General features: G+C 41.6%; 13 protein-coding genes. 7 read left to right on the plus strand and 6 right to left on the minus strand.

Features of this window, described 5'->3' with window-relative positions; all coding sequences use genetic code 11:
• Nucleotides 1–12 precede the first annotated feature (12 nt).
• Nucleotides 13–906, minus strand: coding sequence for an EamA family transporter (locus ACLI08_RS07020; protein ID WP_411427754.1), 894 nt, complete (start codon nt 904–906; stop codon nt 13–15).
• Nucleotides 907–1082: 176 nt separating this feature from the next.
• On the opposite strand from ACLI08_RS07020, the gene ACLI08_RS07025 reads away from it, so the two are divergent.
• The 4 genes from ACLI08_RS07025 (at nt 1083) to ACLI08_RS07040 (ending at nt 8548) form a co-directional block, all read left to right on the plus strand.
• Complete coding sequence (locus ACLI08_RS07025) at nt 1083–1736, plus strand: VOC family protein (protein ID WP_411427755.1); 654 nt, start codon at nt 1083–1085, stop codon at nt 1734–1736.
• Nucleotides 1737–1784: 48 nt separating this feature from the next.
• On the plus strand, nt 1785–2555 hold the full coding sequence (locus tag ACLI08_RS07030) for a hypothetical protein (RefSeq protein ID WP_411427756.1): 771 nt from the start codon (nt 1785–1787) through the stop codon (nt 2553–2555).
• 258 nt (nt 2556–2813) lie between these two features.
• On the plus strand, nt 2814–6239 hold the full coding sequence (locus tag ACLI08_RS07035) for a methylmalonyl-CoA mutase family protein (RefSeq protein ID WP_411427757.1): 3426 nt from the start codon (nt 2814–2816) through the stop codon (nt 6237–6239).
• Between the two features lie 404 nt (nt 6240–6643).
• Nucleotides 6644–8548 carry an AAA family ATPase gene (locus ACLI08_RS07040; protein ID WP_411427758.1) on the plus strand — a complete coding sequence of 635 codons (1905 nt, stop codon included), beginning with the start codon at nt 6644–6646 and terminating at the stop codon, nt 8546–8548.
• Between the two features lie 2 nt (nt 8549–8550).
• On the opposite strand, the gene ACLI08_RS07045 is transcribed toward ACLI08_RS07040, so the two are convergent.
• The gene (locus ACLI08_RS07045) at nt 8551–8676 is read right to left on the minus strand and encodes a hypothetical protein (RefSeq protein WP_411427759.1); all 126 of its coding nucleotides are present in this window, start codon (nt 8674–8676) and stop codon (nt 8551–8553) included.
• A gap of 208 nt (nt 8677–8884) precedes the next feature.
• On the opposite strand from ACLI08_RS07045, the gene ACLI08_RS07050 reads away from it, so the two are divergent.
• The gene (locus ACLI08_RS07050) at nt 8885–9880 is read left to right on the plus strand and encodes a T9SS C-terminal target domain-containing protein (protein WP_411427760.1); all 996 of its coding nucleotides are present in this window, start codon (nt 8885–8887) and stop codon (nt 9878–9880) included.
• A 35-nt stretch (nt 9881–9915) separates the two neighbouring features.
• A complete protein-coding gene (locus tag ACLI08_RS07055; RefSeq protein ID WP_411427761.1) occupies nt 9916–10353 on the plus strand; it encodes a hypothetical protein in 438 nt (145 codons plus the stop codon).
• A gap of 101 nt (nt 10354–10454) precedes the next feature.
• Here the strand turns inward: ACLI08_RS07055 and ACLI08_RS07060 are convergent, their stop codons facing one another.
• The 4 genes from ACLI08_RS07060 to ACLI08_RS07075 all read right to left on the minus strand — a co-directional run bounded on the left by ACLI08_RS07060 (nt 10455) and on the right by ACLI08_RS07075 (nt 13944).
• Nucleotides 10455–11564: a peptidylprolyl isomerase gene (locus ACLI08_RS07060; RefSeq protein ID WP_411427762.1), complete on the minus strand. Its 1110-nt coding sequence runs from the start codon at nt 11562–11564 to the stop codon at nt 10455–10457.
• Between the two features lie 6 nt (nt 11565–11570).
• A complete protein-coding gene (gene gldI / locus ACLI08_RS07065) occupies nt 11571–12134 on the minus strand; it encodes a gliding motility-associated peptidyl-prolyl isomerase GldI (RefSeq protein ID WP_411427763.1) in 564 nt (187 codons plus the stop codon).
• Between the two features lie 4 nt (nt 12135–12138).
• Nucleotides 12139–13149 (minus strand): DHH family phosphoesterase, encoded by a 1011-nt coding sequence (locus tag ACLI08_RS07070; RefSeq protein WP_411427764.1) that lies wholly within the window; start codon nt 13147–13149, stop codon nt 12139–12141.
• Nucleotides 13150–13263: 114 nt separating this feature from the next.
• On the minus strand, nt 13264–13944 hold the full coding sequence (locus tag ACLI08_RS07075) for a DUF4919 domain-containing protein (protein ID WP_411427765.1): 681 nt from the start codon (nt 13942–13944) through the stop codon (nt 13264–13266).
• Nucleotides 13945–14196: 252 nt separating this feature from the next.
• Between ACLI08_RS07075 and ACLI08_RS07080 the strand changes: the two genes are divergently transcribed.
• On the plus strand, nt 14197–14601 hold the full coding sequence (locus ACLI08_RS07080; RefSeq protein WP_411427766.1) for a hypothetical protein: 405 nt from the start codon (nt 14197–14199) through the stop codon (nt 14599–14601).
• Nucleotides 14602–14627: the final 26 nt, after the last annotated feature.

The raw sequence follows: 14627 nt of genomic DNA on the forward strand, positions 1-14627 counted from the left end.
TTTCGTTTTGTATTACCCTATGTCTTTACGGGTTTTTATATAGTTGCCAATATTAAACACTACTATAGAGACTACTATAAGGAGGTAGGCCATAAGCTGAATGAACGTTATGGGCTCGTTATAATAAAAAGCCGAAAGCCCAAAGCCTATCAACGGGTTTATGTACATAAGTATACCCAGCGTAGAAGATTTTATTCCCTTAAGGGCAAACAGGTTAAGGAACATGGGGAATATGGTAAAGCCTACTGCTATAAGGCCTATGTACATATAAAATGAGGGCTCTTGCGGTACGGTTTCGCTATACATAAAAAAGAACGGCAACAGCATTATACCGGTAAGGGTAAGCTGCACACTTAGTAGCACAAACCTGTCGAAACCTGCAAATTTTTTCTGCAATACCAGGTAAATGGCGTAAGATCCGGCTACAAGCAGGCTGTAAAATACATCGGCATAGTTGCCTAAAGAAAGTAATACACATCCCGCAACGCTTATCAGCACGGCAAACCATTGGGTGGTAGTGAGTTTTTCGCGTAGTATAATAAACGCCAGTACAGTGGTAAGTATGGGGCACAGCATATACGCAAAGGCAGCCGCTTTTACGCTTATGTGGTTCATTACATAAATAAAAATAAACCAGTTGGCTACCAGCATTAATGCGCTTACAACCGTAAGAGATGCAATAGAGGTGCGCTCCTTTTTTTCCAGGCTTTTAAAGTAATGTAACGCTTCAAGCAACGGCTTCCGCCTAAAGATAAGGTTAAGCGGTGCCATAATGGCTACACAGGTAAATATGCGGTAAAATAATATGTCCTGAGACGGATAATCATGTAGCGGACGCAGCACAAAACTGAACATACCCCAAATGATAAATGCCGTAATGGCTGCTGCGTAATACTTAGAGCGCATTGTAGTGTGATGGGTAAATTATGGCGCAAAGGTACAGGTTTTTTTATGTGGGCGCTATTTATTAAAAACGCTTACACCTACTATTTAAACTTTGTGTATGTATTTGTTAAAACCGTACAATATTACTGGAGAATTAACTAACTTTAAAGTCCTTATAAATCCCCAGCCTTTTAGCCATGAACATACTCGAAGTAGAATTAAGAAGCGATAACCTTGCCGAGACCGAAAAGTTTTATAAAAACGTATTAGGCCTGCAGCCGGTGCTGAAGGAAGACAACAGTTTGTTGTTTTTTAAAATAGGAGGGACAGAGCTTATTTTTAAAAAGTCAGAAAACCTTAAGCCGGTATACCATTTTGCCATCGACGTGCCGAACAACCGTTTTTTCGACTGCCATAATTTTATTTCTAAAACTACTAAAGTGCTTGAGATAGAACCCGGTAACGACATTGCCAACTTTGTAAACTGGGATGCCAAGTCGTTTTACTTTTATGATAACAACGGTAATATTGTAGAAATTATAACACGCTATCCTACACGTGCTTATGACGAAGCGCCTTTTAGCTACAAAACCTATATGGGGTTAAGCGAAATAGGGCTGGTTACCGGTAGGGTAGGCGAAATTACTGATTTGCTTATTTCAGAACACGGACTCCCTGTGTTTAAACGCCAGCCCAAAGGCGAACACTTTAACGCACTTGGCGATGACGAGGGGCTTATCCTTATCTCGGAACGTGGGCGCAACTGGTATCCTACCACCATTCCGGCACAATCGTATCCCATACGGGTGATGTTTATGGAAAATGGCAGCGTAGAACATATAGCGAGATAGGTTGGATTTCAACGCATTGCGGCACAGGATTTGATTAATTTTCTTATTATGAGGAAAATAATTACATTATCAGTTGCATTGCTTATGTTTTTTGTGGGTTTCGGTCAGAAAAAAACACCGGTAATAACCCAGAAAGACGGCACAACTATACAGAAATATTACCATAAAAATGGTACGGTATCTACCTTAGAAACCTGGGACAACAACCACCGCTTTGGTGAGGTTAAAGGGTTTAACCGGAATGGTGCACAAATTTTTATGTACCACTTACGTGCAATAGGCGGGCATGCTTCTGCGTACATAACATACTATGCTGATGGCCAGGTTCAAAAAGTAGAATACAGCGATGCGCCCGATGCCGGTATACAACATTATCAATCGTGGACTACCTTTAATGAAAACGGTGAGCAAACCGGTTTCTCCGAATCAAAATACCCGGACGATACCCTTGTTACGTTTAGGCGTACCCAGCAGGAACAGCCTGTGGTACAGCGCCCTCAGGAAACTATTGTATGCGCGGTGCCTTATTGTAGTGTTGTAAAAGTGGTAAATTTAACCCGCAGAAAAATACCTGTATTTTTTAAAGCACTAAAAAACAATGAACTAAACCGTTTGGATAAAAATATCATTGTCCCCAAAAAAGGCACTGTAGTAGCCGATAGCATAATGATGGCAGAACGCTATATAGATGCCTCTAAAGTATATGCTGTTAGTATAGCGGAAGGTAAAAAATATGAGGGTTATAAGCTGTTATTAACCGAGCCTACCACGTCTGGCAGTACTAAAACGTATACATGGTATATTGTTAGGGAGGAGTGAGTTGTGCTATGGTAATGATAACAATATTAACAATTTAGGTTACTTAAAGGATTGAAAAAATCAAAGTATTTTAATGAGCATTTAGCTCACGTTTTAGCTTTTTTGCCCAGTCAATATTTAGGGTGGCGATTTTCATTTCAATGACAAGGTAAGAAAACGTTTTAATTTTTTGGTTGCTGGGAATTAATTCATGGATTAAAATTTTACAATCTTCATAAAATTCTTAAATTGCACACTTAAAATTGAATATTATTCAGGATGGAACCCGTAAAACCCTATATTCCTAAAAATAAAATACGCATAGTAACCGCGGCATCGCTCTTTGACGGGCACGATGCCGCCATAAATATTATGCGACGCATTATCCAGGCTACTGGCGTGGAGGTAATTCACCTGGGGCACGACCGCAGTGTGGAAGAGGTGGTAAATACCGCCATACAGGAAGATGCTAATGCTATAGCCATGACGTCGTATCAGGGTGGTCATAATGAGTACTTTAAGTACATGTACGACCTGCTGAAAGAAAAAGGCGCAGGCCACATAAAAATTTTTGGCGGCGGTGGCGGCGTTATCCTTCCTTCCGAAATATCAGAGTTGCATGAATATGGTATTACCCGTATTTACTCGCCAGATGATGGACGTGAACTAGGGCTACAGGGTATGATTAACGACCTTGTACAACGTGCTGATTTTCCGCTTGGTGACAACCTTAATGGCGAAGTAAATCATCTTGCCGAGAAAAATCCTACCGCTATAGCCCGTATTATATCGGCTGCGGAAAACTTCCCTGAGGTAGCAGCTCCTACGCTTGAATCTATACACAAAGATAATCAGCAGGTTAACATTCCTGTGCTGGGTATAACTGGTACGGGTGGTGCGGGTAAGTCGTCTCTTGTAGATGAGTTGGTACGCCGTTTCCTGATTGATTTCCCGGAGAAAACCATAGGGCTTATTTCGGTAGACCCGAGTAAGCGTAAAACGGGCGGTGCGCTGCTGGGCGACCGTATCCGGATGAATGCCATTAATAACCCAAGGGTATATATGCGCTCGCTGGCCACAAGGCAGAGTAACCTTGCGCTTTCTAAGTATGTAGCCGAAGCAATTCAGGTGCTTAAGGCGGCTAAGTACGACCTGATTATCCTGGAAACATCGGGCATTGGGCAAAGTGATACCGAGATACTGGACCACAGCGACGTGGCATTGTATGTAATGACACCTGAATTTGGTGCCGCTACACAGCTGGAAAAGATTGATATGCTGGACTTTGCCGATGTAGTAGCTATTAATAAATTTGACAAGCGCGGTGCACTGGATGCGCTTCGTGATGTTAAGAAACAGTACCAGCGGAACCATAACCTTTGGGATGCAAAACCGGACGACCTTCCGGTATATGGTACCATAGCGTCGCAGTTTAACGACCCGGGAATGAACACATTATACAAAAAAATAATGGATACCGTGGTAGAAAAAACCGGCGCCGACTTGCGTTCAACTTTTGCCATAACACGCGAAATGAGCGAGAAGATTTTTGTTATCCCGCCGCACAGGACACGTTACTTAAGCGAGATTGCAGAAAACAACCGTAAGTATGACCAAACTGTTGTGGCACAGCAGGATGTGGCTCAAAAACTATACGGTATCTACAAAACCATAGAGTCGGTTACCGGAGTCAAAGCACCGCTGACCAAGTTTGGTTTAGATACCGAATCTTTTGCTAACACCCAGGCTAACAGCGACTTTGTAAGGTTGTTGGTGGCCGAGTTTGACCGTGTAAAAATGAACCTCGACCCATATAACTGGGAGGTGATTTTTACATGGGACGAAAAAGTAAATAAATACAAAAATCCGGTGTATACCTTTAAGGTACGCGACAAGGAAATTAAAATACAAACCCACTCTGAATCGCTGTCACACAGCCAGATACCTAAAGTAGCCTTGCCAAAATACCAGGCTTGGGGCGATGTGCTGCGCTGGTGCCTTCAGGAAAATGTACCGGGAGAATTCCCTTATACCTCAGGGCTTTATCCGTTTAAGCGTGAGGGCGAGGATCCTACACGTATGTTTGCCGGAGAAGGTGGGCCTGAGCGTACTAACAGGCGTTTCCACTATGTGAGTTTAGGTATGCCGGCAAAGCGCTTATCTACTGCTTTTGACAGTGTTACGCTTTACGGAAACGACCCTGGTCACAGGCCGGACATCTACGGGAAAATAGGTAACGCAGGGGTGTCTATCTGTTGCCTGGACGATGCCAAAAAGCTGTACAGCGGCTTTAATTTGGCACATGCCATGACATCGGTAAGTATGACCATAAACGGGCCTGCACCTATGCTGCTGGGCTTCTTTATGAATGCTGCCATAGACCAGCAATGCGAGCTTTACATTAGGGCTAATGGCCTTGAAAATGAGGTAAATGCAAAAATAGAAGCCATCTACAAGGCTAAAGGGACCGAGCGTCCGCGCTATAATGGCGAACTACCGCAGGGTAACGATGGGCTGGGGCTTATGCTGCTTGGCGTTACAGGCGACCAGGTACTTCCTGTAGATGTGTATAACGATATAAAAATCAAAACGTTAAGCCAGGTTAGGGGTACGGTTCAGGCCGATATCTTAAAAGAAGACCAGGCGCAAAATACCTGTATTTTCAGTACGGAGTTTGCACTGCGTTTAATGGGCGACGTGCAGGAATATTTTATCCAAAAAAATGTAAGAAATTTCTATTCGGTTTCAATCTCCGGATACCATATTGCAGAGGCCGGTGCCAACCCTATTACTCAGTTAGCCTTTACGTTAGCTAACGGATTTACGTATGTGGAGTACTACCTGAGCCGTGGTATGGACATCAACGATTTCGGGCCAAACCTGTCGTTTTTCTTTAGTAACGGTATAGACCCTGAGTATGCGGTTATAGGCCGTGTGGCGCGCCGCATTTGGGCTAAAGCCTTGAAAAACAAGTATGCAGCTAATGAGCGTGCGCAGATGCTTAAGTACCATATACAAACATCAGGGCGTTCATTACACGCGCAGGAAATCGATTTTAACGATATAAGAACCACATTACAAGCACTTTACGCTATATACGATAACTGTAACTCACTGCATACAAACGCTTACGACGAGGCGATTACCACGCCAACGGAAGAAAGTGTACGCCGTGCTATGGCTATACAGCTGATTATCAATAAAGAGCTTGGTTTAGCAAAGAACGAAAACCCTATACAGGGCTCGTTTATTATAGAGGAGCTTACCGATCTTGTAGAAGAAGCCGTACTGGCTGAATTTGACCGCATTACAGAGCGTGGCGGTGTGCTTGGTGCTATGGAAACCATGTACCAACGTTCTAAAATTCAGGAGGAAAGCCTTTATTATGAGACACTTAAGCATACAGGTGAGTTCCCAATCATCGGGGTGAATACATTCCTGAGCAGCAAGGGCTCGCCTACGGTAGTTCCGGCTGAGGTTATCCGTGCAACAGAGGAGGAAAAACAGTTCCAGATTCATACGCTTGAAAACCTGCATAAGGCTAACGCTGAGAAGGTTACAGAGCAATTAGCATTGATACAAGAAGCTGCTATCCAGAATAAAAACATCTTCGAACACCTTATGGAAGCTACTAAAGTATGCTCGCTGGGGCAGCTTACCGCCGCCTTGTTTGAGGTAGGAGGGCAGTACCGACGTAACATGTAATTTGGGTTAATTTGTGGATTTGTTAATTCGTTAATTTGGCTCACTCAAATATAAAAAATCAGTCCCGCCAAGGCGGGACTTTTTTGTGCGGTAATTCGTAGCTATTAATTTAGCAGAGTGGAAATATTCCGCTTTTTGTATAAAATTTTCCGCTTTTTACATCGTTTTTAGGCTGCTTTTCATGATTTTAGTAAAGATGCCTCGATTGAAAATCAATTATATAGATATTATTCTTCCGCTTTTGTACACTTTTTTTAAAATGTATATACTTAACAGTTTACTGAACGATTGCTTTCAGTACTTTAACACGGAAGGTGTTGTAATTTTGTGGTGTGGTAAAAGTTTTGGAAGCAAATGATTTTTGATGTACATTTCAGCTATTCTTTTTATAAACCAACTTAGTTATGCCATATCATTTATTATTTGAAACTGAACAAAAGTTTGATTACTATTTTTTAGAAGGAGAGGAAAACAGCATTGCACATTTACCAAACTTTAATGATATTAATATAATTATTGGTTCCAATAATAGCGGAAAGAGCCAATTTGTCAGAAGTCTGATTAAGAGTAAAAAATTTCTCGTCTTAAATTCTGACTTACACAGTAAGTATAATGGTTTATTAACTGAAAAAATGCCAATAATTAATCAAAATCCTTGGGGTTCGCCGGTATATCCACTTCCTCTCAATTTTAATATTAAAGTTTTCTTAGAACACAATTTTGAACAACTAAAGATTGGTGGATTTGGTGAGTTATATGACATTAGCCAGAGTTTGAGAGATATCGCTATTGGTCTTTATACATCAAAGGATAATAAGGCTTATTATATTCCAACATTACGATCAGCACATACATTATTCAGTAGTGGTAATAAAAAAATTGAATCAGATATATACTTAGAGACTATTGAAAAAAATTATAAAATAAGTCGTGGTGAACTTTTAATTTTTACGGGTTTAAAACTCTATAAAAACATCCTCAATGCTCGTAATGCAAAAAAAGAATTAAGAAAGCGGTTTGAGGAATTTGAGGATTTTTTGAGTGTAAATTTTTTTGATAAAAAAGAGCTAGACATTGTTGCGGAGTTTGATAAAGATGAGAGCCTTAAAGGGAGCAATTCTAAAGAGGTGATCAGGGTGCACGTTGAGGGGGATGGAGACTATTATCTTTATGAATTAGGCGATGGTATACAGGCTATAATAATACTTATTTATCAGGTTTTTATGGCTGAGCCTGATTCCTTTATTTTTATTGATGAGCCTGAACTGCACCTACACCCGGGTATGCAGCGCTTGTTTTTAGAGCAGCTGTGCAATAACGAGGACTTGAAGAAAAAGAACCTTACATATTTTATTACCACACATTCTAACCATTTCCTTGACCTTACCATAGAAAAAGATAATGTTTCCATATATTCTTTTACCCCGCGGGTAAATGAAAAAGGCGAAAAACAATTTGTGATTAAAAACGTAAATGCCGGAGATAACGAAATCCTTAAACACCTTGGAGTAAACAACTCCTCAGTGTTTATGGCAAACTGTAGTATATGGGTAGAGGGCGTTTCTGATCGTAATTACATCAAGGCATTTCTCTACGCTTATCTCGAAAGTATTAAAGATTCAACAGAATATAAAAGCATTAAGGAAGACATCGATTATGCTTTCTTTGAATACGCGGGTTCTAACATCGACCATTACTTTTTTGGTGATTTGCTGGATGTACAAGAGGAGGAAGTTGTTAAAGATATTAATGCTTTGGCATTGCACAATCGGATTTTCCTTTTGGCTGATTCGGATGCTACCGACGATGGTTCAGCAAAGAAACAACGCCTTGAAAATCTGAAAACAACGAAACATTCTAATTTTTTCCCTTACATTATTGATGGGGTGAGGGAAGTTGAAAACCTGCTTACAAATGAAATTTGGAAAATGGTATTGACAGCGTTCTGTAATTCAAAGCTGATGAAGAAACATAAAAACCAGATTGAAGAAAGGATAGAAAAAGCCTTTACAACGCCCACTCCAATAAGTTATTCAAGTTTTGAAAATGAATATATTGGTTGTTATCTGGCTGAATTACAAACCAGGATTGGAGAGATAAATAATACCAAAGTGCTCAATATGATATACGATACCAACTCTAAAGGAGAATATGGAACATTTAAATCCAATCTTAAACGCGAACTCAGCGAGTTGGTACTAAAAAAGATATACAACAAAGAAATTACATGGGAGCACCTTTCAGAGAACCCCCATATAGTAGCATTGACCCAGGATATATTCAAGTTTATCGTTACTTCTAAAAGCTAACCCTACATCCTGTCACAATACCCCAGCAGGTAGTAAATAATAATAAAGGTTATAATAGTGCCTATACAGCCACCGCCCAGTTTTTTGGCGCCCCATCCGGCAATCAGTGTGCGTATTAATTTGTTCATTTTGTTTCGTTTTTTAAGTTCTATGTTAAAGTTAGCAGGTGTGTGGGTAAGTAGGTAGCAGTTTAACGAAACAATAGCGTTTTTACTCACAATTTCTTTGGATTTAAACCAATCATTCGCTAACTATGTCCTGTAAAGCTACACGGGTTTATATCACAGTTGCGTGTCACTTGTTAAATAGGGGGCATAGCATTTGAAACAGGGCAAAATGAAAAAAACGCATATCATCTTATGTTTTATACTGCACATGTATATGTGCTTTGCGCAGCATGCCGTTGCCCAGGTACGCGGCTGTACCGATCCGCTTTCGCAAAATTATAACCCTAGTGCCACTGTAAACGATGGTTCTTGCCTGTATGCAAAGACCAAGGTAAAACCCCGCAGAATAGCACCGCTGCCAAGTGCAATAAAAGAGTCGTCTGGGTTATTACTGTGGAATGGTAACCTGTGGACACACAATGACGATACCGACACCAACCTCTATGCCTTAGACACCCTTACGGGAGCTGTTGTAAACACGGTGCACCTTACGGGGGTGAGTAACGTAGACTGGGAAGAAATCACCCAAGACAGTACGTACCTGTACGTGGGCAACTTTGGAAACAACGCTTCGGGTAACCGCAAAAACCTGCAAATACTAAAACTTTCAAAAGCATCTGTAGTAAACAATAGCCCAATAGTGGAGCTTATTAACTTTGAGTACGCTAACCAACTGGATTTTACCTACAGAGGTGCTAACCGAACCGATTTTGACTGCGAGGCTATGGTAGCCACTACAGATTCTATATTCCTGTTTACCAAGCAATGGAACACTAAAACCACCACCGTGTACGCCCTGCCTAATGCGCCCGGCACCTATTCGGTAACTCCGTTACAGGGGTATAACGTGGAGGGGCTGGTAACCGGGGCTACTTATCTTGAAAATAAAAAGCTGTTGGTACTGTGTGGTTACGGCAGGTATGGTTCACCGTTCCTGTATTTGTTTTATGATTTTAAGGGACATGATTTTTTTAGCGGAAACAAACGCAAAATAGCCCTAGATACCGGCATTTTACAGATTGAGGGTATAGCTACTGCCAATGGATTACAGTACTTTTTTACGTGCGAATCATTGGTAAAGCGCCCATTGTTAAACAGCCCTGCCGCACTGTTCCAGGTAGATTTATCCGAGTACTTAAAGCCGTACCTTGATTCGGTAAGATAGTATTATCTTTGTGGGGTCAATAAAACTGTATTGCAATGAAAATTAACCTTACCTCAGGTATTGCCGAACTGCTTTTCGGCATGAAGGAAAAAGATGTGACAGCCTTATACGGCAATCCTTCTAAAAAGTATAAAGACGAAGATGGTAATATTATTTACCTGTACAACGATAAAAAACTACGCCTTACGTTTTACGCCGATGAAGATTTCAGGTTGGGCTACCTTATAAGCAGCCACCCTGATTTAGAGCTGAAAGGGCAAAAAATTATCGGACAGTCATGGAATACCCTGGAGCCTTCGCTTAACAATGCGGGCATAAAATCATTTGAGCAGGAGAATTTCGACTCGGTAGATAACTATTTTAACGAGGATAACTGGGTGATTTTTCAGGTAGAGTTTAACGAGGTTATACGCCTGGAAGTGGGCGCGATTATTAATGCCAAAGACGAGTTTAACTGGAAGTTTAAAGCGTAACTGGGTAAAAGTATTCGCCATACCACTAACGGTAAACGTTATAAATATAAAAGCCCCACTGCAGTAGTAGTGGGGCTTTTATATTGTAATGCTGCGGCGGATTATTTAACCGGGGCAGGTGCCATTTTCAATTCGAAAATCAGATTAGCGTTACCCGGTATTTTACCCATAGGTACACCGCGCTCGCCATAACCAAGGTGCGATGGGATGAATATGATAGCCTCATCGCCTGGGCTCATAAGCTCAAGGCCTTCAAGGAAGCCCGGTATCATGCCACTTTTTGTACCTGTTTTAAACGGTATAGGCTTGTAGGCCTGAGCAGCATCTTTTTGTGGAATGTAGTTACCAAGGTCTTTAGCCACCTGTGCAATACTTGAGTCAAAAAGGAAACCATCTTCAAGGAAACCCGAATAGTCTATAAGTACTGTAGTACCCTCAGCAGGTTTTGCAGCGGTACCTTTTTTAGTAATAATGTACATAAGGCCTGACTGGGTTTTGGTAGCTTTAGCCTTCATGTTGTTAAAGTACGCTACTTTGTCGGCCTTGTTTTTTTCTATAGCCTCAGCTTTTTTCTTTTCTTCAGCCAGTTTTTTCTCGTTTATGTCTTTAAACACTTTAGGAGCGTTAAACTTCTTAGCCTCTTTACCCACGCGGATAATTTTAACCGACTCTATTTTGTCGTTCTGCTCTATGTTGTTTACTACATCCTGTCCTTTAATTACATGCCCAAAAACGGTATGTATACCATCCAGGTGCGGGGTAGCGCGGTGGGTTATAAAAAACTGAGAACCATTAGTGCCTGCACCGGCGTTAGCCATACTTAGTATGCCCGGGCCACTGTGCTTAAGGTCGGTAATTTCATCAGCAAATTTGTAGCCGGGACCTCCTGATCCATCTCCGTTAGGGTCGCCACCCTGAATCATAAAATCTTTAATTACACGGTGCCATGTAAGCCCGTCAAAAAACTTTTTTCCTTTATATTTTGCATCTACAAACTCGTTAGTACCTTCGGCAAGCGATACAAAGTTAGCCACGGTAAGCGGCGTTTTCTGGTACTCCAGTTGCAGGAGAATAGCACCCTTGTTTGTAGTGATTTCGGCATAAAGCCCGTCGGGTAGTTTTTTAGGGTCTGCATGCTCTACCTTAGGAGCATTCATGCACGATGTTAGTAGTGCGAAAAGACTTAAAAAAAGACTTGTCATTTGTTTCATTTATAGTTAATTATTCTTCTTTTGTTCTGTTAGGTGCTTAATGTCGTTAAGCGTTACGGTGCATACCAGGGGCACGTTAGTGCCTATTCGGTCATTATCGCCGTGGTAACCGTACCCCATGTGCGACGGGAATAAAAACGTTACCGTTTCTCCTTCGTTCATCAGTTTAATACCATCCCTAAGGCCCATCATTATATTTTGCTTGTCTACCCGGTATACCTGTGGCCTCAGTTCGGCCTGGCTATATATTACATTACCTTTGGTATCTTTTATCTCATAGTCAAAATACGCCACGTCGCCCAGTTTAGGGGTTATGGTATCTGTAGTAACCTCTTTATCGTAATAGTACCAGTATCCTTTAGCCGATGCTATGTATTTTACGTTTGGCGTACTTTTCATTAAAGAGTCCAGCTGTTGCTCTTCATTTGCCACAAGCTTTTTATTACGTTCTATGCTCTCCTTCATAAACGAGCCTTCGCTGTGCGAAACCGGCCTGCGTGCCTGCTGCTGTGAGCATGCGGTAATGGCAAGTGCTGTAAGCAGCACCATTATGCCTGTAACCTTTTTCATAACCTTATATATTAATGTGTGCTAATGTAGCAATAAATTTTTGTATGGTAGCCTGTAATGATTCGTGGCTGCGGCCTCCGGCGGCATTAATGTGCCCGCCTCCGCTAAAATACTGGCGTGCGTACTCATTTACGTCGAAGCCGTTTTTAGACCTGAAGGATATTTTTATAATGCCCTCGTCTTTGTTTTCGGTAAAAAAGGCGGTAAAAATAATCCCCTTCATGCTTAGGCCATAGTTAACTACGCCTTCGGTATCGCCTTTAATGTGGTTTAGCCTGTTTAGTTCTTCCTGGCTTAAAAACATATACGACGTTTTATACTCCGGCAGAATAACCATATTTTCCAGTGACTGGGCCAAAACCTTAAGCCTGCTTGGCGAATTGTTATCAAAAAGCAGGCTGTGCACCGCGCTATTATCTACTCCAAGGTCTATAAACTCGGCTACAATGCGGTGTGTAGTACCTGTAGTAGTATGGAAACGGAACGAGCCCGAATCTGTAACAATACCCGTATACAGGCAGGTGCCTATGGTAGCATCGAGCAAATTTTTATGGCCTAGCTGGGTTATAAAGTGGTACACCATTTCGCAGGTACTGCCATAGCTGGTATCGCTAAAGGTAACGGTGGCGTAGTCGTCTGGTTTTTGGTGGTGGTCTATCATTATAAACGGAGCCTTTACCTTTTTAAGGGCAGGTTCCATAGCATCACCGGTACGGCTAAGGTGGTTAAAGTCCAGGGTAAAAACCAGTTCGGCCTCATCCAGGATTTTAATACAGTCGGCTATTTCGCGTTCAAAAATGCGCACGGTATCTGCTCCCGGCATCCACGCCAGGAAATCAGGATATTCGTTAGGGCTTATTACGGTAGGTGTATGCCCCATTTTTTTAAGGAAATGATATAATCCTAAGGTAGAACCCAGCGCATCGCCATCTGGGTTGCGGTGGTGTATTATAGCAATTTTTTTAGAACCGGCCAGTAATTCTGAGGCCGTAAGTGTGGCTTCGCTTGTCATCATGTTGCGAAAATACGGTTTTTTCTGCTATAGCCAATAGCGTGCCAATATAAGCCTGTGTGCCAAATAAAAGCACTACGGTATTTTCTGATTATAGGATGAGGTAACTAAGACCGATTATTGCACTACAGAAAGTTCGCGTTTAGGTTGCGGTATGTAAAAGTAAATACCTTTAACACCGTATACATTATTAGCTACAGGTATGTAATCCGTTTCGGGTTTTGGTGTCTCGGGTTCGCCCTGCTGCTTGTAGCGCAGTAATTCTAAAATTTCCGATTCGTTATCTACGTCCGTAATGTGAATACTGTTTTCTGCCGATGTACCTGTACCGCTTGCCAGTATGGTTTCGGCTATCATTTCGTATTGGGCACGTTCTTTAAGGGCTTCGTCAATCCTGCCGAGTTCTTTAAGGCAAAAAACGCGGTATTGCTTCAGCAAAATGGAATAGGGTTTAAATTTTATCAGTATATCAGTATACCCCAGTGCTGCCTCAAGGTCGGCACGGGTAGGAGAGGGCTGGCTCACCACGGCGTTAAATTCTTTTAACGCTTCCATGGCCTGCGCCGTACTTACCGGTCGCTGTATATAAATACTGCCGTAATACAAGTGCTGTAGTTGGGCTGCGGTAAGCGTGGTATCGGCATTTTGATAGCGTTGTAGCAGTGCCGGATAGTAAAATTCAGAGTCAGGATTTGTTATATGCTGTTCTATAGCTGCGTAATCAGGTACTGAAGTTTCCTGAGCTATGGCGCTGGCCCCTAAAATAAGGATGGTCAACAAGGTAAATATCTTCTTCATAACGCCTTCTTTTTCTTATTATAAAGGTACGGCAACATGTATGCCGTTTTTCTTAACGGATATCTAATTGGCACTATGTTAACTTACAATTAGGGGTGATACATATTTCCGCAGGGAATTGCGCTGTCTTAAAAATAAAATGATATGGGGGGTTGATTGTATGCATATTGCACAGCTTAGCTTTTTAAAAAATCAGATATATTGTGTAATACCCGCCACTGGCCAAACTTCCTTTTTTGTATCTTCGCTGTTATGGATGCAAACCAAATAACCGAGTTTTTAGGCGATTGCGAGGTGTTTGAAGAAGAAACATTTGACGATTTTATGGAACGGTACCAGGGCTTCGGTGCAGGGCTGTATACCCTTATCGGGGTCGAAATGCCCCATGTGTTTAAACACCTGAAGTTTTACAAAGCTGTTGCAGCTACAGGTGCTTGTGTAGGAGGGTATTGGCCAGATGAGAGCTATGCCATTTACTCGTATGGAGAGAATGCTTTTGTCTTTAATCTCGACTGTGAGGGAACTATAGCAATAAGATTCTTTAACATCAATAACAGTAGTGTTCCATTTGAAACCGGCTTTTGGTCTGAGACACCTTTAAAAGATACCATAGATTTTTTAAAAAAATGTCTTAGTGATCTGAAATCTGAAATCTAAAAATATTTTCCTAATTTCAATTTATG

The sequence above is a fragment of the Flavobacterium sp. RNTU_13 genome, from assembly GCF_046614455.1.
Taxonomy (GTDB): Bacteria; Bacteroidota; Bacteroidia; order Flavobacteriales; family Flavobacteriaceae; genus Flavobacterium.

What these genes read in the sequence shown, in the direction of transcription:
- ACLI08_RS07020 (WP_411427754.1), bottom strand. Translation starts at nt 906, where the DNA reads ATGCGCTCTAAGTATTACGCAGCAGCCATTACGGCATTTATCATTTGG.
- ACLI08_RS07025 (WP_411427755.1), top strand. Translation starts at nt 1,083, where the DNA reads ATGAACATACTCGAAGTAGAATTAAGAAGCGATAACCTTGCCGAGACC.
- ACLI08_RS07030 (WP_411427756.1), top strand. Translation starts at nt 1,785, where the DNA reads ATGAGGAAAATAATTACATTATCAGTTGCATTGCTTATGTTTTTTGTG.
- ACLI08_RS07035 (WP_411427757.1), top strand. Translation starts at nt 2,814, where the DNA reads ATGGAACCCGTAAAACCCTATATTCCTAAAAATAAAATACGCATAGTA.
- ACLI08_RS07040 (WP_411427758.1), top strand. Translation starts at nt 6,644, where the DNA reads ATGCCATATCATTTATTATTTGAAACTGAACAAAAGTTTGATTACTAT.
- ACLI08_RS07045 (WP_411427759.1), bottom strand. Translation starts at nt 8,676, where the DNA reads ATGAACAAATTAATACGCACACTGATTGCCGGATGGGGCGCCAAAAAA.
- ACLI08_RS07050 (WP_411427760.1), top strand. Translation starts at nt 8,885, where the DNA reads ATGAAAAAAACGCATATCATCTTATGTTTTATACTGCACATGTATATG.
- ACLI08_RS07055 (WP_411427761.1), top strand. Translation starts at nt 9,916, where the DNA reads ATGAAAATTAACCTTACCTCAGGTATTGCCGAACTGCTTTTCGGCATG.
- ACLI08_RS07060 (WP_411427762.1), bottom strand. Translation starts at nt 11,564, where the DNA reads ATGAAACAAATGACAAGTCTTTTTTTAAGTCTTTTCGCACTACTAACA.
- gldI (WP_411427763.1), bottom strand. Translation starts at nt 12,134, where the DNA reads ATGAAAAAGGTTACAGGCATAATGGTGCTGCTTACAGCACTTGCCATT.
- ACLI08_RS07070 (WP_411427764.1), bottom strand. Translation starts at nt 13,149, where the DNA reads ATGATGACAAGCGAAGCCACACTTACGGCCTCAGAATTACTGGCCGGT.
- ACLI08_RS07075 (WP_411427765.1), bottom strand. Translation starts at nt 13,944, where the DNA reads ATGAAGAAGATATTTACCTTGTTGACCATCCTTATTTTAGGGGCCAGC.
- ACLI08_RS07080 (WP_411427766.1), top strand. Translation starts at nt 14,197, where the DNA reads ATGGATGCAAACCAAATAACCGAGTTTTTAGGCGATTGCGAGGTGTTT.